Raw genomic sequence first — 24655 nt, forward strand, 5'->3', positions numbered from 1 at the left:
AAAAAAATAAGGAGGGTGTTACACCCTCCTTACAATATACTTATCTAAATCTAGCTATTAATAACCAGGATTTTGAGATAAATTAGAGTTAAATAATGCATCCGCAGGAATTGGATACAATAAATATTTAGCATCTGAAGCATATGGTTTCAAAGCTCTAGCAGCTAAGAATTTTCCAAAACGAATTGCATCGTTTCTTCTCCATCCTTCCCACCATAATTCTCTACCTCTTTCAGCATAAATACCATCCAAAGTTGCAGCAGCTGCAGTAACACCCGCTCTAGTTGCAAGATTAGATAAAATTGTAGCTACTCCAGTACCTGTACCACCTCTAGTGATAGCTTCTGCTTTCATTAATAAGGCATCTGAATAACGCATTAATACTAAATCATTATCAGGTTTTTCAATATTAACAGCATCAGGAACGTATTTGATACCACGAATACCAGCTGTTTCTAATGTAGTCCCAGAAGTAATCAAAGTAATAGCAGAAGTAAACACTAAAGGATTACCATTTCTGTCTTTCAAATTTAAAGTACCTGCTGCTAAATTTGTGTAAGCATTACCATTAGCATCTTTAGGACTTCCTTTTGCGTCAATATTTTTACCGTTTTTGATTTGACCTACCAAGAATCCAACAGGATTTCCGAAATTAGAAAGTATAGTAGGTGTAGAATAACTAATACGTTTATCAGATGTGTTAAATGTACTATAGTAATCAGCTACTGTAGTAAATCCATTCCAGCCTGAAGGGCTCTGGTTATAATGATTACACATCCTCCATTTAGATTGCATATTTCCTCCATCTCCACCTTGGATATTTTTTGAAGAGAAAATTATTTCACTAGAAGTATTGTTATTAGTTTCAAAATTAGACCAGTAATCCGTTGATAAAGTATTTGTAATAGCATCAACGTGTTGTACCACTTTAGTCATATCCGCGGCATCAAAAGTATAAGGTCCCGCAGGATTAGAAGCTTTGAATACTCCTTTGTTCAAATATACTTTAGCTAACAAAAAGTGAGCCGCATCTTTATTTGCAATACTTGCATCGTTAGCTGTTCTGTTTGGCAAACTATTAACGATAGCCTCCAATTCAGAGATAATAAAATCTGTAGCTTCAGAACGAGACCAAACTTTTGGATCTTCTGTTAAAGCTGAACCTGCTGGTCTGTATGGTGCTTGACCAAATAAATCTACAATGTTATAGTAGTACCAAGCACGCAAGAAACGAGCTTCAACTTTTTGAGCGGTAGTCCCACCATTTTCAATTATCAAATTACAATTGTAAACATTTGATAATAAGGAATTCCAAGCCCCTCTAACTTCACCATGGTCAGGCGCCCAAGTTTGCGTATGAATTTGTCTCCACACTCCATTATCATCCCAGTCACCTCCACGAGTAGGACCTACCATAGCATCCGTTGACATTTCATTCAAGGCATACACTCCTCCTTGACCATTGAAATCACGTAAACCATTGTATGCAGTTTCTAAAAGTGCAGCTGTATTAATAGTTCCTCCTCCAGAAGTATCATTGGAAACACCATCTAAGATTTTTTCATCTAAGTTAGTACACCCGATGCTAAAAGAAGCTATACCTAAGTATAAAAATCCTTTTATTATATTATTTCTTTTCATTGATATTAGTATTAAAAAGTTACATTAAGACCTAAAGCAATTGCTTTTGAACGTGGATATGATAAGTAATCAATACCAGCAGATGGAACTCCATTCATTGATTTATCAGTATTCACTTCAGGATCAAATCCAGAGTAGTTGGTGAACAACAATAAGTTTTGACCGTTTACAAAGAAACGCGCTGATTTGATTTTCATTTTCTCTAAAGCAGCACCGTTGAAAGTATATCCTACGGTCAAGTTACCCATTCTTAAGAAATCTCCTTTCTCTAAGTATTTAGTAGAAGGTGAGTTAGGATCTCCTTGAGCTTGAGCTGAAGTAGCTACACTGCTAGGTACATTTCTTCCACCTTCAAATGCTCCTTTAAAGAAATACGCATTTGAAGTATTGTTGTATAAATAGTGACCAAATGCTCCGTAGAATGAAACCGCTGCATCAAAGTTTTTGTAGGTTACATTAGTAGAAAAACCTAAGTTCATTTTTGGCAACCCTTGTTTTCCAACTAATTTTTTAGCCGCTAAACCTAAAGATGCATCAGCACCTGCTGCATCTGCATAGATAGAAGCTCCTGTAGAGTCATATCCTCTCCACTCGTACATATAGTAGCTGTAGATTGGTTGATTATTAGTAACTACTTGCGCATAAGCTCCTGTCAAACCTTGACCATTTAAAGCACCTGCTTGGATGAATCCAGCGAAGTTTTCCATTTTATTACTCAAGAAAGAGGCATTAGCAGCAACATCCCAAGTTAATTTTTCTGAATCGATAATTTTGTAGTTTGCACTTACCTCAAGACCTTTGTTGATCAAGTTTCCTGGTAAATTTACAAATCGAGGTGATGGTGGACCTGGTTGAGTAGCTGCTGATGGTACAGGGAAAATTAAATCCTGAGTATCTCTTTGGAAATAATCTACAGTACCTGTCAATCTGTTATTCAATAAGCCGAAATCAACTCCTACACCTGAAGAAGTAGTAGTTTCCCATTTCAAATCAGGGTTAGCATTAGTATCCACATTTAACGAACCATTGTTTCCGTAAGAAGCACGAGCAACTGCTGAATTCACAGCAAACTCTTGGTTACCAGTGATACCATAGTTAGCTCTTAGTTTCAAACTGTTTACTAAACCTGCTTTGTCTTCAAATACTTTGTAACCCAAACCTACAGATGGAAAAGAGCCATATTTGTTGTTTTTACCTAATTTAGTAGAACCGTCAGCACGCATTGTAGCTGTTACTAGGAATTTTTTGTATAAAGTAGCATTTACCCTTCCAAAGAAAGATTGTAATTCTACTTGATTTTTCCATGAAGACGCACGGTATTCGTTTTGTAAACCTCCTTCAATATTGTCAATTAAATTCATTTGATTTGCAGAAAATCCTTTTGCAGACACATCATTACCATTAGCATTGTATTGGTAGTAAGAATAACCCAATAATGCATCCATTACAAAATTATCATTGAACGTTTTGTTGTAGTTCAAAGTATGCTCAAATGTTTTGTTAAATTTTTCAACATTTGAAATTCCTGCTTGACCAAATTTAGCAGAAGATGCTCCAGGAGGAGTTGCTTGTGCTACATTTTGAATATCAATAGTTGGGTTTAATTGGAATTTTCTAGCTGAATTAGAAGTCTCTATACCAAATAAAAATTGATAGTTCAAATTGTCATTAAGCTTCAAAGTAGATTTAATACTTGCTAATAATTTGTTAGTATTAGTGTAATCTGTGTAAGCATTCAATAAATGAACTGGGTTAATGTAAGTATTACTTTTTGTGTAATAAGAACCATTAGTGTTGTAAATAGGTAAAGTTGGATTCCAGTATAATGCTGCCCCAATAACATTCCCAATATATCCTGCATTGTTTGAAATTAAAGACGCTTTATCTCTCAAACTAGCATAATTAACTTTAGTATCAACTTTCAAAGCTCCGCCAAAGAAATCATTAGAGTTATTGAAAGCTAAAGTATACTTGTCTAATCCTGTATTTTTTACAATCCCTTCAGTATTAGAAGCACCAACAGCGAAACGAGTTGACGAATTCTCTGTAGACTTTGTAAACGCTAAATCATGATTACTAGTCAAACCTGATTGAAGAATTGCATCTTCCCAATTATAAGATCTACCTCCTTGATCAAATTTAGCAGCTTCACCAGCCGCATTAGCTTCAGCTTGTGACTTACCGTTAGCTAATGCATCAGCAATCGCAGCAGCTTTTCTAGTTACGTCTCCTGAAGCAACTCGACTAGCATATTCTGTAGCATCCATCATAGTCAAATTACTTGACAAAGTACTAAATGTAAATGAGTTAGAATACGTTAATTGAGGCTCTTTAGATTTTGATTTTTTGGTAGTAATAACAATTACCCCATTTGCTCCACGAGAACCGTAAATAGCAGTAGATGACGCATCTTTCAAGATCGACATACTCTCGATATCGTTTTGATTGATAAAGTTCAATGGGTTTCTTGCAGAAGAAGCTCCCAAACCAATATCACTACCACCTGCAGAAACATCTCCTCCATCCAATGGCACACCATCAACCACGATAAGCGGTCCATTTCCTGAACGAATAGATGAATTACCACGAATTCTGATGCTAGCACCAGCTCCTGGCTCACCACTTGCAGAAGTTACTTGAACCCCAGAAACTTTACCTCTCAACAAATCTGCTGGAGATGGAGCTCCTACGTTGTCAAAGCTTTTAGCGCTTAATTGATCAACTGCTCCTGTAGCATCTTTTTTCTTCACAGAACCGTAACCAATTACGACTACTTCTTTTAATTCTGCTGAATCTTCTTTTAAAGTAACATTTACATTACTTCTTCCTGCTACATTTACTTCTTGTGTTTTAAGACCAATGTAACTAAAAACTAAAACTGCGTTTGAGCCCACATTTTTGATAGTAAATTTACCATCAAAATCTGTTTGCGCTCCTTTTGTCGTTCCTTTAACTAAAACAGAAGCCCCTGGAAGAGGTCCGCTAGCATCGGATACGGTACCTGACACATCTTGCGAGTATGTCAAACTTGTACATAGGATGGTTACTAGTACCATCAAGCCTTTAAGTAGACTATTTTTCATACGTAAAAAATAAGTTGGTTAATAAATGGTTTGTTTTAAATATTGCACCAAACATAATATTAATTTTATGAAAATATTAAGAAAAAGTCAACTATATCGTTTTCGGGGCTCCGAAAACGTTTTCGATTTGTTGTAGTAACCTCAAAAAAACGATTTAAAAAATAGATACCTTTCAAAAAAAAAGGGATAAAAAAACATTTTCAATAATTATTATGACTTTTTTATTGAAATATTCACAAAAAAGAGCTGTTTATAGAATTTTTATTGAAAAATATTCAGCGATTAGTGAATTTCTCTTAATTATTATCATTTATTAATCAATTTTTAAATTATCAACTATTTAAAACTAAGCTGTTACATATAACTAAAGTAGATAGAAGACACTATTAATCTCTTCAAAATTTAAGGATTTGGAGATACGACAACGTTTTCGGATTGATTCTTAAACATAATAACGCTCTTACATGATAACTCTAGTTAAAAGATAGTATTTTTAGCCACCAAAAAAAACGAGATGGAATTTAAAAGAAATAAAACAGTAGCCGTTCGCTTATTCATAAGCAGCCTATTGGCTTTACAAGGCATAGCGCAAGAAATACATCCTATTTCAATTTCATCAAAAGAAACTATCGCTGTTGACTCTACTCAATATTACAAAGAACCTTTTAGACCACAATTTCATTTTTCGCCCGAAAAAAAATGGATGAACGACCCTAACGGATTGTTGTACTATAAAGGAATCTACCATTTATTTTACCAATATTACCCAGAGGATATTGTTTGGGGCCCTATGCATTGGGGACATGCCACGAGCACAGATTTAATTCATTGGCAACACAAAAAAATGGCTTTATTTCCAGATCATTTAGGATACATCTTTTCGGGTAGTGCCGTAATGGATGTAAATAACACTTCAGGTCTTGGTACCAAAGAAAACCCTCCAATGATTGCTATTTTCACCTACCACAATATGGAATTTGAAAAATCAGGTAAAATCAACACACAAACCCAAGGCTTAGCATACAGTTTAGACGAAGGAACAACTTGGAAAAAATATGAGGCGAACCCCATTATCAATAATACAACTTTTCGTGACTTCAGAGACCCTAAAGTATTTTGGAACGAAGATGCCAAAATATGGAACTTAGTTTTAGTTGCGGGAGATCGTGCTCAATTTTATACGTCCAACAACTTGCTTCATTGGAAACTAGAAGGGGAGTTTGGACAAAACAATGGCGCACACGGAGGCGTTTGGGAATGCCCTGACCTATTCAAACTAAAGATAGACGGAACTCAAGAAGAAAAATGGGTACTTTTAGTAAGCATTAATCCAGGAGCGCCCAATGGCGGTTCAGGTATCCAATATTTTATTGGCGATTTTGACGGAAAAACGTTTACAACTGCGCAAAAAGAAATAAAATGGGTAGACTACGGAACCGATAATTACGCAGGTGTTACTTACAACGATGCGCCCAAGAACGAACGCGTATTTTTAGGCTGGATGAGTAACTGGAATTATGCTCGAAATACGCCAACAACCAATTGGAGAAGCGCAATGACTTTAGCTAGAACGCTATCTCTTTCAACAATTAATGGAGATTATGTACTACAAAGCAAACCAGTTGAACCGTTCAAAAAGCAATTAACTACAGACTACTCAAAAGAAAAAATTGAAATTGAAAAAGGAAATGAAAAAACTTTCGTTTACTCTAAATTGAATCAATCTCAAATTCAATTCAATGCCAAAAACAAAAATCTGAAATTGATTTTTACAAATGAAGCAAATGACTTGCTTGTACTAAATTACGATGCCAAAAAACAAATTTTTGAAATTGACAGACGCCATTCGGGCAAGGTTAATTTTGAGAAGAGTTTTGGAGAAAAAATTCACACCACTCTTACTCCCAATTTGGGTTCAAAATCACTAGATTTTCAAATTATTTTAGATTGGTCTTCGATTGAAATTTTCTTAAACCAAGGAGTGTACACTTTTACTGAACAACTTTTTCCAAATCAACCCTATACAAAATTAATTATTCAGTCTTCTGAAAATCAAGAAATTAAAAATATCTATTTTCAATCTGTAAAAGGAATTTGGTAAAATAGTATCTTTCCAACTCAAAATTAACTCAACCACAAAAACTAAAAAAATGAACAACAAAAAAATTCTCTACTGGTCCATTGTAGTAGCCTTGGCAGGATTCTTATTCGGTTTCGATACCGTTGTAATTTCAGGTGCCGACAAACAGTTACAACAATTATGGGGTTCTTCCGATTTATACCACGGTTTGGTGGTGATGTCATCTGCTTTATGGGGAACCGTTATTGGCGCTATTTTTGGCTCTTATCCTACTAATATTTTAGGAAGAAAAAAGACATTAATTATCATCGGACTTTTATTTTTCATTTCTGCATTAGGAACAGCCTTTGCGAACGATTCAATCATTTTCTCTATTTTTAGATTTATCGGCGGAATTGGAATTGGTGCCTCGACCATTGCAGCACCTACCTATGTATCAGAAATTGCTCCCGCTAAAGACCGTGGAAAATTAGTGGCTTTGTACCAATTTAATATCGTATTTGGAATTCTTATTGCCTTCACTTCTAATTTTTATTTACAAGATATTGGTGAAAATTCTTGGCGTTGGATGCTAGGAATCCAAGCATTTCCAGCATTTGTTTATACCCTTTTGGTTTTTGGCATTCCAGAAAGTCCGCGTTGGATTTTTGAATACAAAAAAGACAGAGAACAAGCAATTTTTATTCTAAAACAAGTAAATACTGACGCTCAAGTAGCCGAAGAAATGGCCGCTATTGAAAAAGAAACCGCTCAAGAGGTTAAAAATGAATCTATATTTATGAAAAAATACAGAAAACCGTTGTTATTGGCTTTTTTCATTGCCTTTTTCAACCAACTTTCTGGAATTAATGCGTTTTTATATTATGCGCCACGTATTTTTGAATTAGCGGGATTAGAAAAATCAGCTTCTTTCTTAAGCAGTATTGGGATTGGTGCTATTAATTTATTATTTACCATGATTGGTATTTCATTAATCGATAAATACGGTCGAAAAACCTTGATGTATCTAGGTTCGGTGGGTTATATTGTTTCATTAGGATTAGTAACAACTGCTTTTTTCTACGAATGGAAAGGGATGGCTGTTCCTGCATTCTTTTTCTTATTTATTGCCTCTCACGCCGTTGGACAAGGAGCGGTAATATGGGTATTTATATCTGAATTGTTTCCTAATAAATTAAGAGCGGCAGGTACTTCTTTTGGAACTTCTGTTCACTGGGTTTTAGCAGCTTTAATCCCATCATTTATTCCGTTTTTATTCAAAGAAATTGGTACTACAACTGTATTTGCTATTTTCTGTATTATGATGGTATTCCAGTTGCTTTGGGTTTTCTTTAAAATGCCTGAAACTAAAGGAAGAACATTGGAAGAATTGTCTGAAAGTTTATCTAATAAAGAATAACTATGGCTACAAAAATAGTTTGTTTTGGCGAGGTCTTATTTGACGTTTTTCCAACACACAGAAAAATTGGAGGAGCGCCTTTGAATGTTGCACTTCGTATGGCTTCATTAGGAATTAACACGCAAATCATTAGTCGTATTGGGCAGGATGAAATCGGTAAAGAATTACTTGATTTTGTTAGCCAAAATGGTGTAAGTACAGACTCTATCCAAGTTGACAACACCTTTGCAACAGGTGAAGTATTAGTTAAATTAGACGAAAAAGGTTCGGCTTCATACACCATCAATTATCCTGTAGCTTGGGATAAAATTGAAGCTACTCCTGAAGCTCAAAATGTAGTTGCCAATGCGGACGCACTTGTTTTTGGAAGTTTAGTTTGTAGAGACAACACCTCTTACCAAAGCTTATTAAGTCTGCTAAATTGTGCTAAATATAAAATTTTTGATGTGAATTTAAGAGCGCCTTTTTACACCAAAGAATTACTTTCAGACTTAATGAAGAAAGCTGATTTCATCAAATTTAATGATGATGAATTGTATGAAATTAGCGAGTATCTAGGCTCTCCTTTTCATTCTTTGGAACAAAATATTCAGTTTATTGCCGAAAAAACTAACACTAAACATATTTGTGTAACCAAAGGCAGTCACGGAGCCGTTTTGTTATACAACAATCAATTATTTTACAATAGTGGGTATAAAATAACCGTAGCCGATACAGTAGGTGCTGGTGATTCATTTTTGGCAGGTTTGTTAACCAAATTATTAACGGGAGTTGCACCTCAAAATGCGATTGATTTTGCTTGTGCCTTAGGTGCTTTAGTCGCTCAAAACGAAGGTGCTAATCCAACAATTTCACCTGAAGCTATTGCTGAATTTATGCAAATCTAGACCATGGATTTAAAAATAAACCACATACAACACATTGGAATTCCAGTTTCCAACCTTCAAAAATCAATTGCTTTTTATGAGCAATTCGGTTTTAAAAATGTCATGCCATCAACCTTTGAAATTGAAGGTGAAAAAGGTGGAATTGTCGCCATGATGCAACGTGGCACTATGATTTTGGAATTATACCAAATGCCAGCCTCTCACCTGTCCGAAATTGCTAATAGAAAAGACGGACATATTGACCACGTTGCCTTTGATGTAGATGATATTGATTTAACTTTCAAAACACTGAAAGAAAACAATTTCACCATTCTTGAAACAGAACCTGTTTTCCTGGATTTTTGGAATAAAGGCTGTAAATATTTCAATATTTTAGGTCCTGACGGAGAACGTTTGGAGTTCAACGAAATCATTAAATAAAAACTAAATTTTGACTTACTTATGATTAAAAAACAATTACTATTAATTGCCTTATTTTTTGCTTCTTTGGCTTCTATGACAGCACAAGAAAACAAAACTACTATTGTTAAAAGTAGCGATGCAAAATGGTGGAAAGAAGCCGTGATTTACCAAATTTACCCTCGAAGTTTTAAAGACAGCGATGGAGATGGAATTGGCGATATTAAAGGGATTATTTCAAAATTAGATTACCTGAAAAGTTTAGGAATTGACGCGGTTTGGCTAAGCCCTATTTATGATTCTCCAAACGATGATAATGGTTATGACATTAGCAACTACAGAGAAATCTTGAAGGATTTTGGAACGATGGCAGATTTTGATCTTTTGTTAAAAGAAATGCACAAAAGAAACATCAAATTAATCATGGATATGGTAGTCAATCATAGTAGTGATGAACACGAATGGTTCAAACAATCCAAAAGTTCTAGAGACAATAAATACCGTGATTACTACTATTGGTGGCCTGCCGAAAAAGGAACTCCTCCTTACCGTTGGAGCTTTTTTGATGTAAAAAGTAATGCATGGAAATACGATGCCACAACCAATGCGTATTACCTACACTATTTTTCTCAAAAACAACCTGACTTAAACTGGAATAACCCTGCACTTCGTAAAGAAATTTATGACATCATGGCGTTTTGGTTGAACAAAGGAATCGACGGATTTAGAATGGATGCTTTCCAATTTATTTCAAAAGATGATACTTTCCCTGAATTACCAAAAGAAATTGTTAAAAACACGCTTGAAATTATCAAATTTTACGGAAACGGACCAAGGCTCCATGAACACATTCAAGAAATGAACCGCGAGGTCCTTAGCAAATACCCAGATGCTATGACCGTTTCAGAAGGAGCAGGAGATTCTCCTGAAGCGGCAATGAAGTTTGTTGATCCAGCTCGTAAAGAGTTGAATTTAGCTTATCACTTTGAAAGTGTCGATATTGGGAATCATGTTCGTGAATTTGGCTTAGTAAAATACAAAGACATATTTTCAAGATATGATGAAGTTTTTAAAGACAAAGGATGGCTTTCTATCTTTTTAGCAAACCATGACCAACCCAGAATGGTAAGTAAATTTGGAAATGACACTCCGCAATTTAGAGCTATTTCTTCCAAAATGCTTTCCACTTTTGTCATGACTATGAGAGGAACTCCTTACAACTTCAATGGAGATGAAATTGGAATGGTCAATATTCGTTTTGACAAAATCGAGGATTACAACGATGTTGATACTCGAAACAAATACGAAGAGCTTAAAAACGCAGGTGGTGATTTACATGCCTTTTTAGAAAACAAGAAACAAACATCAAGAGAGAATGGAAGAACTCCATTTCAGTGGAATGCTAGGGCAAATGGTGGGTTTACAACAGGAAAACCTTGGTTAAAAGTGAATCCAAACTATACATTCATTAATGCCGAAGCACAAGAAAAAGATCCAAATTCAGTATTGAATTATTACAGAAAATTAGTAAAAGTTCGTAAGGCAAATCCTGTGCTTCAATATGGAAAATACACTCTTTTAGACCGAGAAAATCCAAATGTATTTTCATACCTAAGAGAACTTGATGGCAAAAAAATAGTAATTGTATTGAACTTTACGGAAAAAGAAAGTTCGTATAATTTAGGATTTTCAACAGAAAAATCAAGAATTTTATTAGCCAATTACCCAAAGTCTAAATCTATAAAAAACAATACATTACGACCGTACGAGGCTGTGATTTTAGAGTTAAAATAAAAGATAATCTTAATAAAAGCGGTTTCAAATGGAAACCGCTTTTTTATTAAGAACTCTTATAATGTTTAAAATATAACGTTAGATTTATAATTTGTAATTATTTAATTTATTGGTTAATCATTTGATAAAAATCAATAATATTGTTGATAAATTTGTATGCCAAAAACAAGCTTTAAATTGAGGTAGAACAGAATCAATCTGCTATAACTAATTACTAAGAAACATCAAGATAATGAAAGATATCACTCTTAAAGAAATTGCAACCACCTTAGGAATTTCGATTACAACAGTTTCTAAAGCGTTAAAAAATTATCCTGATGTTAGTGAAAAAACAAAGAATGCGGTTAAAGAATTAGCACAAAATTTAAATTATACACCCAATAGCTTTGCAGTAAATTTAAGAACTAAAGAATCTAAAACCATTGGATTAATAATCCCTGAAGTATCACATCATTTTTTTTCAAATATTATAAAAGCAATAATAGATGAAGCTGAAAAAAACGGCTACCTCGTTATCATTTTGCAATCTAATGAAACCTTAGAACTGGAAAAGAAACAAGTTGAATTACTTATCAATAAAAGAGTTGATGGTATTTTAATGTCGCTCTCAAATGAATCCAATAATGACAATCACATTCAGGAGATTATTAAGCGTAAAATTCCCTTGGTAATGTTTGATAAAATTGCCAAATTAGCTAAGTGCTCTAAAGTAATTATTGATGATCAAAAAGCAGGGTTTGAAGCTACACAACACCTAATTGATAATGGATGTAAAAAAATTGCCCACATTAGAGGACCTCTTAATCCTCAAAACTCTATTGATCGCTATTTGGGATACAAAAAGGCATTAGAAAAAAACAACATCCCTTTTGATTCTAAATTAGTTTATGCTTGTGAGAAAGTAAATTTTGAAGAGGGTTATGAGTATGCTAAACAACTCTTTGAAGAACATCCAGACGTTGATGGAATATTTGCTATTACCGATCTTGTTGCAGTAGGTGTATTGGCTTACTGTAATGAACAAAAAATTAATATCCCTACAGATGTCAAAATAATTGGTTTTAGTAATTGGTTTATGTCACAAGTAATTACGCCCAAATTAAGTACCGTAGAACAACCTAGTCATGAGATGGGAAAAGAAGCTTTTAACCTATTATTGGAAGAAATGATCTCAAGAAAAGAAGATAAAGAATGTAACCCAAAAATCATCGAACTTCCTACTGAAATCATTATCAGAAAATCAAGTATTGCAAACTAAATTTTATTTAATAAAATTGATATTCCTTTTAAGCCCTTCAAATTTAGTCCGTTTGAGTGGGGAATTTTTAAATACTTTTTTAAACGTATCTTCTGTTATTTCCTGCCAATCTTTTTTTGAAAATGAAAGCAGTTCTGGGATTGGATTAAATAGCGGTTCTTTATGTGATTTAGAAAAACGATTCCAAGGACAAACATCTTGGCATACATCACACCCAAAGGCCCAATCATCAAATTTACCTTTCATTTCTTCAGGTAGATTATCTTTTAATTCGATTGTATAATACGAAATGCATTTACTCCCATCCACTTGATACGGAGCTATAATGGCTTGTGTGGGGCATGCATCTATACAAGCCGTACAACTACCACAATGATCCGTAGTTACAACATCATATTCTAAATCTAAATCAACAATTAACTCGGCTATAAAATAAAAAGAACCTACTTTTTGGGTTATCAAATTACTGTTTTTTCCTATCCAGCCTAAGCCACTTTTAGCAGCCCAAGCTTTGTCTAAAACTGGGGCCGAATCAACAAAAGCTCGGCCTGAGATATCGCCTATTTGTTCTTGAATAGAAAATAAAAGCTCATTTAATTTGCTTTTAATTACAAAATGATAATCTTGTCCGTATGCATACTTTGAGACTTTATAAGTATCCTTGCGCTGTAATTCAGAAGGGTAATAATTGAATAACAAAGAAACCACGCTTTTAGCACCATCAACTAACAAAGTAGGGTTCAAACGCATATCAAAATGATTTTCCATATAACTCATTTGACCATGACAATTGTTTTTAAGCCATTTTTCGAGCCGTGGAGCTTCGTTTTCTAGAAATTCAGCCTTTGATATACCACAAGACAAAAAACCAAGGCGTTGCGCCTCAGATTTGATTAATTGCGAATATTTTGATTTATTATTAATAGAAATAGAATTAAAACCGGTTTAACTAGCCCTGATAGAAGCGGCATCCTTTATGGTGACTGAGGCTTCCGAAGTTGCCATAAAGATACAGCGGATAGCAGGATGAGCTCCCAAAATTAAAACAACCCGCCTTGAATATTGGATTTTAATTTACCTAAATGTTTATAGGCTTTCTCGGTCACTTCTCGCCCACGGGGAGTTCGCATAATAAATCCTTCTTGAATTAAAAACGGTTCATAGACTTCTTCGATGGTTTCGCTGCTTTCAGATACAGCTGTAGCCAAAGTAGTTAAGCCTACAGGGCCTCCTTTAAATTTGTCAATAATGGTATTTAAAATTTTATTATCCATTTCATCCAAACCGTGTGCATCTACATTAAGCGCTTTTAAGGCATATTTTGCAATTTCTATATCAATTGTACCATTGCCTTTAATTTGTGCAAAATCACGTACTCTACGCAACAAAGCATTAGCGATACGGGGGGTTCCTCTACTTCTACCAGCAATTTCAATCGCGGCCTCAAGATCTATAGGCATATTTAAAATACTTGCACTACGCTCGATAATGGTAGTCAATAATTCTGTAGTATAATATTGCAAACGGGATGAAATACCAAATCGAGCACGCATTGGGGCAGTCAATAAACCCGACCGTGTTGTTGCTCCTATTAAAGTAAAAGGATTTAGGTTAATTTGAACAGTTCTTGCATTAGGTCCAGATTCAATCATAATATCAATCTTAAAGTCCTCCATAGCAGAATATAAGTACTCTTCAACAATAGGACTTAAACGATGAATCTCATCAATAAATAACACATCTCTCTCTTCTAGATTGGTTAGCAGTCCAGCTAAATCACCTGGTTTATCCAACACAGGCCCTGAAGTAATTTTAATTCCAACATTTAATTCATTAGCGAGAATATTAGCTAATGTTGTTTTTCCTAAACCTGGTGGACCATGAAAAAGTGTGTGGTCTAAAGCCTCATTGCGTTGATTGGCCGCTTGTACAAAAACCTTAAGATTTTCTAAAACTTGGTCTTGCCCAGCAAAATCATGAAATGATAGCGGTCTCAATCTCTTTTCAAGATCAAGCTCATCTGAATTGTATCCTTTCGTGGTAGGGTCTAAATTTTCGTTCATAAAACAAAGATAAAGAAAGATTTTAGAGCCACACTAAAATTTGACTCATTGTATAAAAAACAAAAGCCTCTATTTAAATAGAGGCTTACTGATATTAATGATGTAAAACGGCTTCTCCAGGTTTCATTGGAACATTCTGAGGAACAAAATCATCCTCATGTTCAGGATTACTGTAATCATAAGGCCATCTATGAACTTCAGGAATTTCACCTGGCCAATTCCCATGAATATGTTCTACTGGTGCAGTCCATTCTAAAGTATTAGATCTCCATGGATTTTGCTCAGCTTTTTTACCATAAAACATACTAACAAAGAAATTATACAAGAAAACTAACTGAAAAACTCCACCCACTAAAGCAAACGTAGTAATCAATACATTTACATTTTGCAAGTCATCAAACAATGGAAAATTTGTATTTGTATAATAACGTCTTGGCAATCCAGCTAATCCTATAAAATGCATTGGGAAAAACACCCCATAAGCACAAACTGCAGTAACCCAAAAGTGGATGTATCCTAAATTTTTATTTAACATTCGTCCAAACATTCTTGGATACCAATGGTAAATCCCAGCAAACATACCATAAAGTGCGGAAATACCCATTACTAAGTGAAAGTGAGCAACAACAAAGTAAGTATCATGTACATTGATATCTAAAGTACTATCTCCAAGAATAATTCCTGTCAAACCTCCAGTAATGAAAGTTGAAACTAATCCAACAGAGAACAACATTGCTGGATTAAATTGTAAGTTCCCTTTCCAAAGCGTTGTAATATAGTTAAATGCTTTTACAGCGGATGGAATTGCAATCAGTAATGTAGTGAATGTAAATACTGACCCTAAAAACGGATTCATACCAGACACAAACATATGATGTCCCCATACAATTGTTGATAGAAAAGCAATTGCTAAAATTGACATAATCATTGCTCTATATCCAAAAATTGGCTTACGAGAGTTTGTAGCAATAATTTCAGAAGTAATTCCTAAAGCGGGTAATAATACAATATAAACTTCAGGGTGACCTAAAAACCAAAATAAATGTTCAAACAATACAGGTGAACCTCCTTGATAGTGTAAAACTTCACCAGCAATATAAATGTCTGACAAAAAGAAAGAGGTACCAAAACTTCTATCGAAAATTAATAATAAAGCTGCTGATAACAAAACTGGGAAAGAAACAATACCAATAATAGCTGTAATAAAGAAAGCCCAAATTGTTAAAGGCAATCTTGTCATAGTCATCCCTTTCGTTCTGAGATTAATAACTGTTACAACATAGTTCAAAGACCCCATTAAAGATGAAGCAATAAAGATAGCCATTGAAACTAACCATAATGTCATTCCAGTTCCTGAACCAGGTATAGCTTGTGGTAATGCACTTAATGGAGGGTAAATAGTCCATCCTGACGATGCTGGTCCTGCTTCAACAAACAAAGAACAAACCATGATAACACTTGATAAGAAAAACAACCAATAGGAAATCATATTCATGAAACCTGAAGCCATATCTCTTGCTCCAACTTGAAGTGGAATCAAAAGGTTACTAAATGTTCCACTTAAGCCAGCAGTTAATACAAAAAATACCATAATAGTCCCGTGTATTGTAACTAAGGCTAAATAGATATCGTTAGCCATTACTCCTTCGGGAGCAAACTTATCTCCTAATAATATATTAAAGATTTTAAAAGATTCTTCTGGCCAAGCTAGTTGCATTCTGAATAGCAATGACATACCAACTCCAATGATTCCCATAACTATACCTGTAATTAAGTATTGTTTTGCAATCATTTTATGATCAATACTAAATATGTACTTAGTAATGAATGTTTCTTTATGATGATGATCGTGTTCGTGACCGTGTCCTTCTGCTGACATATTGTATACTTTTAAATATATTATATTAATTATTTCATAGCCATTTTAGCTCCAGCTGTATCGCTAACAACAGCTGTTGAATCTGAACTAGTACCTTCTGCAGGAGCTGGCTCATTAGCTGCTTTCACTTCCTTAACTAAAGCTACCTTATCTGACAACCATTTTTTGTAATCCTCTGGTGAATCAACCACTATTTTCATTTGCATATTGTAGTGAGAAGCACCACAAATTTTATTACATAATAATAAATAATCAAATGTATATGGATCAAGAGCAGTCTTACCTTCTGCTACAAGTTTTTCACTTTGCTTTGCTCTCAATTTATTTATTCTATCTATTTTTTCAACCATAAAAGGTAACTCTCTGTACTCCGCAGATGTATAGGTTGGAACAAAAGAAAACTCAGTAACCATTCCTGGCACACAGTTCATCTGAGCTCTAAAATGAGGCATATAAGCCGAATGCAAAACATCTTGTGAGCGGAATTTAAAATGTATTTTTTTTCCTTTAGGTACGTGCAATTCAGACACTACAAAATCATCTTGAGCATTTGGATCGGATAAATCTACACCTAAAGCATTAACACCTTCAATTAATCTAACATTAGCTTTTCCTAAGACATTATCTGCACCTGCATAACGAGCAGTCCATTTAAATTGCTGTGCATATAATTCAATTACAATAACATCTTCATCTTCGTCAACAAACATAATATTATTCCATGCATACAAACCGTATAAAATCAAACCCGCTAAGACTACCGCAGGAATAGCACTCCAAACAGCTTCTAATTTATTGTTATCTGCAAAAAATAACGCTTTTTGATCTTTTTTACCTCTGTATTTAAATGCAAAATAGTGCAATAATACTTGTGTAATTGCCTGAACAATAAAAATTAATGTAAATGATATCCCCATTAAATTATCTACATCTTTACCGTGCTCAGAAGCAGGAGTATGTAAAGGAAGATCTCCCCACGCTAACAATGAATAAATTGTAAATACATAAATGAAAGCTAAAAAGCCAAACATTAAATACCCTTGAACATTATTATCATTATCAGTTGCAATCTGAGAATCATCTGAATTCGACGCTCCTACCTGAGTAAGATCAAAAATTTTAGTTAACTGCCAAAATGCAACAGCCAATAAAACTAAAACTACAATTACCAACAAACTTGTCATCTGTTTATTTCTTTAAATATTAATAATGAAAATGTTTACTCTCTTCAATAAATGGGTTTCTTTTAGCTAGCAATGGAGCCTTAGTTAATGTTGTAAAAACAACAAAAATGAATAACCCAGCAAAGAAAAGAACAGAAGCTATTTCTGAAACTCCGATAAACCATTGATCACCTACTGTTCCAGGCATAATCATATTGAAGAAATCAACGTAGTGACCTAACAAAATAACAATTCCCGCCATAACAACTACCCAAGTAATTCTCTTAAAATCAGTGTTAATCAAAATTAATAGAGGGAAAAGGAAATTCATAGCTACAGCACCAAAAAATGGTAAATTATAAACTTGGATTCTAGTAACAAAATAGGTAATTTCTTCTGGAATATCAGCATACCAAATTAACATAAACTGAGAAAACCATAAATAGGTCCAAAATACACTTATACCAAACATAAATTTTGCTAAATCATGAATATGACTTGTATTTACATACTCTAAATATCCTTTAGATTTTAAATATAATGTTACCATAGCAATCATCGTGATACCACTCACAAAGAAACTTGCAAAAACGTACCATCCAAATAATGTACTAAACCAATGTGGATCTATGGACATTATCCAATCCCAAGACATAATAGACTCTGAAACGATGAAGAATACTAAAAATGCAGCAGAAATTTTAAAATTCTTTTTATAATTCAAATTATCATCTGCTTCGTCTTGAGCTAAACAATTCTTTCTTGAATAATATCTATATAAATTCCAACCCAATAAAAATATAGCTGCTCTAACAATCCAAAATGGAAAATTTAAGTAACCCGATTTACCTGCAATAATTTCATCAAAGTTGGCACTTTTAGGATCTGTAACACCTTCAGACATCCATACAAATAAATGATTGAAATGTAGACCTGATAACACTAACAAAATGAAAAATAAAATTGATGCTACTGGTAAATAAGAAGTAATTCCCTGCATTACTCTAAATAATACTGGAGACCATCCCGCTTGAGCAACTTGTTGAATTGCATAAAATGCCAATGTCCCCATAGAAATCAATAAAAAGAAGATACAAGCAACATATAATGCAGCCCATGGCTTATTTTGTAATTGGTGTAACACATGATTTAAATGCTCTGAATGCTCTGCTTCTTCACTAACTTTAGCAACTTTTGAATCTTCGCCAACTACATGTGATTCATTAGCAACAGAAACTTCGTGCTTTATCGCACCATGACCACCATGATTCTCTGCAGCAAGTAGTTGTTCTACTTCTTTAATATCTTTTGGTGCAGTATAAAAACCATATCCAATACCTAAAAGACCTACTGCCATTAGGATAAAAGAAAAAGTTTTTAATTTACTTGAAAATGTATACATATCTATAACGATCAGTTAATTCAACAATTATAATTGACTTTTTAATTTTAGAACATAGTCAGCAACTAACCAACGTTCATGAGGGTTCAATTGATTAGCATGGGATCCCATCGCATTTAAACCATAGGTAATCACATGAAAAACACTTCCTTCAGTAATAGGTCTATCAGCATAACTAGGAACGCCTAAAAATTTCTCCCTCTCAACTAATTTACCTTTACCATTTCCAGAAGCACCATGACAACTAATACAATAAATTTCAAAAAGCTCTTTCCCTTTTTCAGAACTTCTTTCAATAGAATCCAAAGGCGATTTAAGAGTAGCCTTAGCTAGTTCATATCCTGCAGATGAATTTTCGTATTCATAAGGCTCAAAACCTCTATTGATTGTTCCTGGAGCAGGAAGCTGTCCCTCTTTACCATCTTTAAATGCAGCTGACTCTGAATAAGTTTCATACCCAACAGATTCATACATATTTGGAAAATATTGATAGTTTGGTGCAGATTTATCATGGCATGATGTCACCAAAGCAGTCATACCTGATAAAACTGCAATTTTAAATATATTTTTCATAACTATGATTAATGCTTTTCTATTACTTTAACTTCAACAGCTCCCGTGTTTTCAAAAAATGAAACCAATTCAGACTCATTATCATTCACAGCAACTTCCATTAAGAAATGGTCATCTGTAGTTCTAACATCAGGATTTTCTGCTTGTTTAAATGGCCACAACTTACTTCTCATGTAAAAAGTAATTACCATTAAGTGCGCTGCAAAAAATACCGTTTCTTCAAACATGATTGGAACAAAAGAGGGCATGTTTTCAATATAACTAAAACTTGGTTTTCCACCAATATCTTGTGGCCAATCTTGAATCATTACATAATTCATCAAAAATGTTCCAAATGATATCCCGCATAATCCATACAAAAATGCACAAATAGCTAAACGTGTTGGCGCAAGTCCCATAGCTTTATCCAATCCATGAACAGGAAATGGACTAAAAACCTCTTCGATATGATAATGAGCAGCACGTGTTTTCTTAACGGCATCCATTAATACATCATCGTCATTATAAATGGCGTATATTACTTTATTACTCATGGTGTGAATCTTTATTTGCTCTTTCTTTAATATAATTCTCTCCTGTTGCTTTCAAAATTGTTTTAACCTCTGCTTGAGCAATCACTGGGAATGTTCTTGCATATAATAAAAACAATACAAAGAAGAAACCAATTGTTCCAATAAAAATACCAATATCAACAAATGTTGGTGAGAACATTGTCCATGAAGATGGTAAATAATCTCTATGCAATGAAGTTACAATAATTACGAATCGTTCAAACCACATTCCAATATTTACAACTATAGAGATTATAAAAGAGAACATAATGCTTGTTCTTAGTTTTTTGAACCACATAAATTGAGGAGAGAACACGTTGCAAGTCATCATCGACCAGTAAGCCCACCAGTAAGGTCCTGTTGCTCTATTTAAGAAAGCATATTGTTCGTACTCAACACCAGAATACCAAGCAACAAATAACTCAGTAATATAAGCTACCCCAACGATAGAACCTGTAATCATGATTACAATATTCATTAATTCAATATGTTGAATAGTAATATAAGCTTCTAAATTAGATACTTTTCTCATAATAATAAGCAACGTATTTACCATTGCAAATCCAGAGAATACTGCTCCAGCAACAAAGTAAGGAGGGAAAATAGTTGTATGCCATCCTGGAATTACTGAGGTAGCAAAGTCCATCGATACGATAGTATGTACAGAAAGCACTAATGGCGTTGCTAAACCTGCAAGTACCAAAGAGACTTCTTCAAAACGTTGCCAGTCTTTTGCTCTACCACTCCATCCAAAACTCAAGATAGAATATATTCTTTTATGAAAAGGAGTAATTGCTCTATCTCTTAACATTGCAAAGTCAGGCAATAAACCAGTCCACCAGAAAACTAATGATACTGAAAGATAAGTAGAGATTGCAAATACGTCCCATAATAATGGCGAGTTAAAGTTTACCCATAAAGATCCAAATTGATTTGGAATAGGCAAAACCCAATATGCTAACCAAGGACGCCCCATGTGAATGATTGGGAACAAACCAGCCTGAATTACTGAGAAAATGGTCATTGCTTCTGCAGAACGGTTAATAGCCATTCTCCATCGTTGACGGAAAAGTAATAATACTGCAGAAATCAATGTTCCTGCGTGACCAATACCTACCCACCAAACAAAGTTAGTGATATCCCAAGCCCAACCCACGGTTTTATTTAATCCCCATGTTCCGATACCTGTAGATACAGTATAGATGATACAGCCTAATCCCCAAAGGAAAGCTGTTAATGCGATTGAAAACACAATCCACCAATGTTTATTAGCCTTACCTTCTACAGGAGCTGCAACATCAACTGTTACATCGTGATATGATTTATCACCTATAACTAAAGGTTTTCTAATGCTTGATTCGTAGTGAGACGACATAATCCTTTATCTTGTTTCTTAATTAATACTATATTAGATATTTCTAACTTTAACGTGATAAATCACATTTGGCTTAGTTCCTACATGCTCTAATAAATGGTACATTCTATCATCAGTAGCTAATTGAGCAACTTTTGCATCCGCATCATTAACATCTCCAAATACCATTGCTCCAGTAGAACAAGCATTTGAACAAGCAGTTTGGAATTCTCCATCAACAATAGCTCTTCCTTCTCTCTTCGCTTTAAGAATTGTCGCTTGAGTCATTTGTAGACACATAGAACATTTCTCCATAACTCCACGAGAACGAACATTCACATCTGGATTCAATACCATACGACCTAAGTCGTCATTCATATGATAATCAAATTCGCTATTTTGGCTATACAAGAACCAGTTGAAACGACGTACTTTATACGGACAGTTGTTAGCACAGTAACGAGTACCTACACATCTGTTGTAAGCCATATTGTTTTGACCTTGACGACCATGAGAAGTTGCTGCAACCGGACAAACAGTTTCACAAGGTGCGTGATTACAGTGTTGACACATAACTGGCTGGAAAGCAACTTGAGGATTATCTCCCGCTTTTTCCATTTCGTTAAACGTTGACAATGAACTTGACAAACCTGCAATATTTTCTTTTCTTTCGTTATCTCCTTCAAAAGTACTTTCAGAAGAATAGTATCTATCAATACGCAACCAGTGCATATCTCGACTTCTTCTCACTTCTGATTTACCCACTACAGGAACGTTATTCTCAGCATGACATGCAATAACACAAGCACCACATCCTGTACAAGCATTCAAGTCGATAGAAAGATTGAAATGGTGCCCAATTGTACGATCAAATGAATCCCATAAATCAACTTTTGTTGATTCTACTTCTTTATGATCCAAAGATACCATAGGAACTTCATTCCATTCTTTAGCGTCTTTAGTGTTAAATATTTCTAAAGTTGTTTCTTTAATAATATCACCTCTTCCCATCAACGTTTTTTGACCTTGAACACAAGCAAACTCATGTTCTCCATCAGTTTTAACCAAGGAAACAGATTGTACATTATTAAATCCTTTATATAAAGCGTAAGCATTTAAACCTACAACCATTTCTTCTTTTAGCGCTGCTTTACGACCATATCCTAAAGCCATACCTACAGTTCCAACCGCTTGACCTGGCTGAACAATAACGGGTACATTTTCTAATTTAACACCATCTGTAGTTGTAATAGTAGCATAACTACCATTTAAACCTCCATTGGCAACAATTTCATTAGACAATCCTAATTTTTTAGCATCAGCATTAGAAACTGTAACATAATTATCCCAAGAAACTCTTGTAATAGGATCTGGAAATTCTTGCAACCAAGGATTATTTGCTTGTTGACCATCACCTAAACCTGTTTTAGTATATAAAACTAATTCAAGTGCATCAGCAGCTTTTGAACTTGACAGAACAGTAGCAGCAGCAGTGTAATCAGCTGAACCAGCAGATGCGGTTGGAACTACACCAACATAAACACCATCATGTAATACTTTATTCCAAGTAGATCCTGCAATTATTGAAGCTGCAGTTCCTTTGATATAATCATAAAAAGTTCCCGCATTTCCATTCAATGACAATAAAACGTCTTGAAATTGTTTGGTATTAAATAAAGGACGAATTGTAGGTTGAGTAAGACTATACGTTCCTTTAGTCAACATTAAATCATTCCAAGATTCTAAATAGTGTGGTGCAGGAGCTGCAATCGTAGTTAATGAAGCCGTTTCATCTTCTTTTAATGAAAAAGTAACTGAAGTAGTAACTTTCTTAAGTCCTTCTACAAATGAAGCACTATCTGCCAATGTATAAACTGGATTAACGCCACTCATAATCAATGTATGAATGCTACCTGCTTTCATTTCATTAATCAATTGAGCTACTTTCTCGTTAGATCCTTTTCTTATTTGTCTTGTTCCAGAAGTAGTGAAAGCTTCACTTGCTAATTTTTGGTTAATTGCCAAAACTAACAACTGAGCATTTTTATCTTGAATTCCAGAAACTAATACTCCTTTTGAACCCGCAGCTTTTAATTGTTGTGCTGCTTTAGTAACCTCCGCTTTAAACTCAGGTGCTAAATTAACAGCAACTGAAGAACCAGTTACAATATTATATATATGAACTAATGCTTGTTTTTGATTTGCAGTTGACATTGGTAAACGTTTGTCAGCAGCAGCTCCAGATAAAGTCATATTCGCTTCCAATTGGAAATGACGTGACATTTTTCCATTTTTAGGAATTCTACCTTGAGCATATCCTGCATCATATCCTCCACCTTGCCAATCTCCTAAGAAGTCAGCTCCAACAGAAACGATCAAAGATGCTTTAGAAAAATCATAATCTACTAAAGCTCTTTCACCATATACTGTTTCAAAAGCATCTAACGCTTCAGAAGACGAAACCGCATCATATACAACATGTTTTGCATTAGGGTTTTTAGCAATAAATTCAGCGATCAATTTTTCAGTTGATGGACTCGCTAGAGTATTTGTCAATAAAACTACCTGACCTCCTTTTGCTTTCGCTTCTACAATGCTTGATGCAATCTTAGAATTTACATCAGCCCAACTTGCATTAGTTCCAGCAATTTTAGGTTCTTTCAATCGCAAACTATCATATAAAGACAAGATTGAAGCATGAACTCTCGCATTAGCAGAAAATTTTGCTCCAGCAATTGTGTTGTTATCAATTTTGATTGGACGACCTTCGCGTGTTTTAACTAATAAATTAGCAAAATCAAAACCGTCAAAAACAGACGTTGCATAATAATCAGCTACACCAGGGATGATTTGTTCTGGTTGCAACACATAAGGTATTGATTTATGAACAGGACCCTCACAAGCAGCAAGAGTAGCTGCCGCAGTACTAAATCCAACGTACTTTAAAAAATCACGACGTGTAGTAGAAGACGATGACAAAGCATCATTATTCCCTAAAAATTCATTTGTAGGAATCTCTTCAACGAATTCGTTATTTTTAAGCGCCTCAACAATAGAACTATTTCCGTCTAGTTCCTCAACACTTTTCCAGTATTTTTTGTTTGATGACATATATAAATATTAAAAACT

17 protein-coding genes are annotated in these 24655 nt (G+C 34.4%); 6 read left to right on the forward strand and 11 right to left on the reverse strand.

Annotated features, from left to right (window positions below; translation table 11 throughout):
- Window positions 1-57: 57 nt before the first annotated feature.
- Window positions 58-1641: a RagB/SusD family nutrient uptake outer membrane protein gene (locus MG292_RS01445; RefSeq protein WP_264534465.1), complete on the reverse strand. Its 1584-nt coding sequence runs from the start codon at window positions 1639-1641 to the stop codon at window positions 58-60.
- A gap of 11 nt (window positions 1642-1652) precedes the next feature.
- Window positions 1653-4724 carry a SusC/RagA family TonB-linked outer membrane protein gene (locus tag MG292_RS01450; protein WP_264534464.1) on the reverse strand — a complete coding sequence of 1024 codons (3072 nt, stop codon included), beginning with the start codon at window positions 4722-4724 and terminating at the stop codon, window positions 1653-1655.
- 514 nt (window positions 4725-5238) lie between these two features.
- Here MG292_RS01450 and MG292_RS01455 point away from each other — a divergent pair.
- From MG292_RS01455 to MG292_RS01480, 6 genes are all read left to right on the forward strand, one after another.
- Window positions 5239-6825 (forward strand): glycoside hydrolase family 32 protein, encoded by a 1587-nt coding sequence (locus MG292_RS01455; RefSeq protein WP_264534463.1) that lies wholly within the window; start codon window positions 5239-5241, stop codon window positions 6823-6825.
- Window positions 6826-6874: 49 nt separating this feature from the next.
- Window positions 6875-8203, forward strand: a complete 1329-nt coding sequence (locus MG292_RS01460; RefSeq protein ID WP_374505468.1) for a sugar porter family MFS transporter — start codon at window positions 6875-6877, stop codon at window positions 8201-8203.
- Window positions 8204-8205: 2 nt separating this feature from the next.
- Window positions 8206-9090, forward strand: coding sequence for a carbohydrate kinase family protein (locus MG292_RS01465; protein WP_264534462.1), 885 nt, complete (start codon window positions 8206-8208; stop codon window positions 9088-9090).
- 3 nt (window positions 9091-9093) lie between these two features.
- A complete protein-coding gene (locus MG292_RS01470; RefSeq protein WP_229330420.1) occupies window positions 9094-9510 on the forward strand; it encodes a VOC family protein in 417 nt (138 codons plus the stop codon).
- Window positions 9511-9531: 21 nt separating this feature from the next.
- The gene (locus MG292_RS01475) at window positions 9532-11283 is read left to right on the forward strand and encodes a glycoside hydrolase family 13 protein (protein ID WP_264534461.1); all 1752 of its coding nucleotides are present in this window, start codon (window positions 9532-9534) and stop codon (window positions 11281-11283) included.
- A 232-nt stretch (window positions 11284-11515) separates the two neighbouring features.
- A complete protein-coding gene (locus MG292_RS01480) occupies window positions 11516-12541 on the forward strand; it encodes a LacI family DNA-binding transcriptional regulator (protein ID WP_264534460.1) in 1026 nt (341 codons plus the stop codon).
- Window positions 12542-12544: 3 nt separating this feature from the next.
- Here the strand turns inward: MG292_RS01480 and queG are convergent, their stop codons facing one another.
- From queG to MG292_RS01525, 9 genes are all read right to left on the reverse strand, one after another.
- Window positions 12545-13471 (reverse strand): tRNA epoxyqueuosine(34) reductase QueG, encoded by a 927-nt coding sequence (queG, locus tag MG292_RS01485; RefSeq protein WP_413614239.1) that lies wholly within the window; start codon window positions 13469-13471, stop codon window positions 12545-12547.
- A 110-nt stretch (window positions 13472-13581) separates the two neighbouring features.
- Window positions 13582-14604, reverse strand: coding sequence for a Holliday junction branch migration DNA helicase RuvB (ruvB, locus tag MG292_RS01490; protein WP_264534459.1), 1023 nt, complete (start codon window positions 14602-14604; stop codon window positions 13582-13584).
- A gap of 94 nt (window positions 14605-14698) precedes the next feature.
- A complete protein-coding gene (locus tag MG292_RS01495) occupies window positions 14699-16483 on the reverse strand; it encodes a cytochrome c oxidase subunit I (RefSeq protein WP_264534458.1) in 1785 nt (594 codons plus the stop codon).
- Window positions 16484-16512: 29 nt separating this feature from the next.
- Complete coding sequence (locus tag MG292_RS01500; RefSeq protein WP_264534457.1) at window positions 16513-17667, reverse strand: cytochrome c oxidase subunit II; 1155 nt, start codon at window positions 17665-17667, stop codon at window positions 16513-16515.
- A 19-nt stretch (window positions 17668-17686) separates the two neighbouring features.
- Complete coding sequence (locus MG292_RS01505; protein ID WP_264534456.1) at window positions 17687-19048, reverse strand: quinol:cytochrome C oxidoreductase; 1362 nt, start codon at window positions 19046-19048, stop codon at window positions 17687-17689.
- A 27-nt stretch (window positions 19049-19075) separates the two neighbouring features.
- Window positions 19076-19621 carry a c-type cytochrome gene (locus MG292_RS01510; protein ID WP_264534455.1) on the reverse strand — a complete coding sequence of 182 codons (546 nt, stop codon included), beginning with the start codon at window positions 19619-19621 and terminating at the stop codon, window positions 19076-19078.
- 8 nt (window positions 19622-19629) lie between these two features.
- Entirely contained in the window at window positions 19630-20154 is a 525-nt protein-coding gene (locus MG292_RS01515; RefSeq protein WP_264534454.1) for a DUF3341 domain-containing protein, read from the reverse strand.
- Window positions 20147-21547, reverse strand: coding sequence for an NrfD/PsrC family molybdoenzyme membrane anchor subunit (gene nrfD, locus MG292_RS01520; protein WP_264534453.1), 1401 nt, complete (start codon window positions 21545-21547; stop codon window positions 20147-20149). Before nrfD ends, MG292_RS01515 begins: the two co-directional genes overlap by 8 nt.
- A 33-nt stretch (window positions 21548-21580) precedes the next feature.
- Window positions 21581-24637, reverse strand: coding sequence for a TAT-variant-translocated molybdopterin oxidoreductase (locus MG292_RS01525; protein WP_264534452.1), 3057 nt, complete (start codon window positions 24635-24637; stop codon window positions 21581-21583).
- Window positions 24638-24655 lie beyond the last annotated feature (18 nt).

It is taken from the genome of Flavobacterium keumense (assembly GCF_029866485.1).
GTDB classification, from domain to species: Bacteria; Bacteroidota; Bacteroidia; order Flavobacteriales; family Flavobacteriaceae; genus Flavobacterium; species Flavobacterium keumense.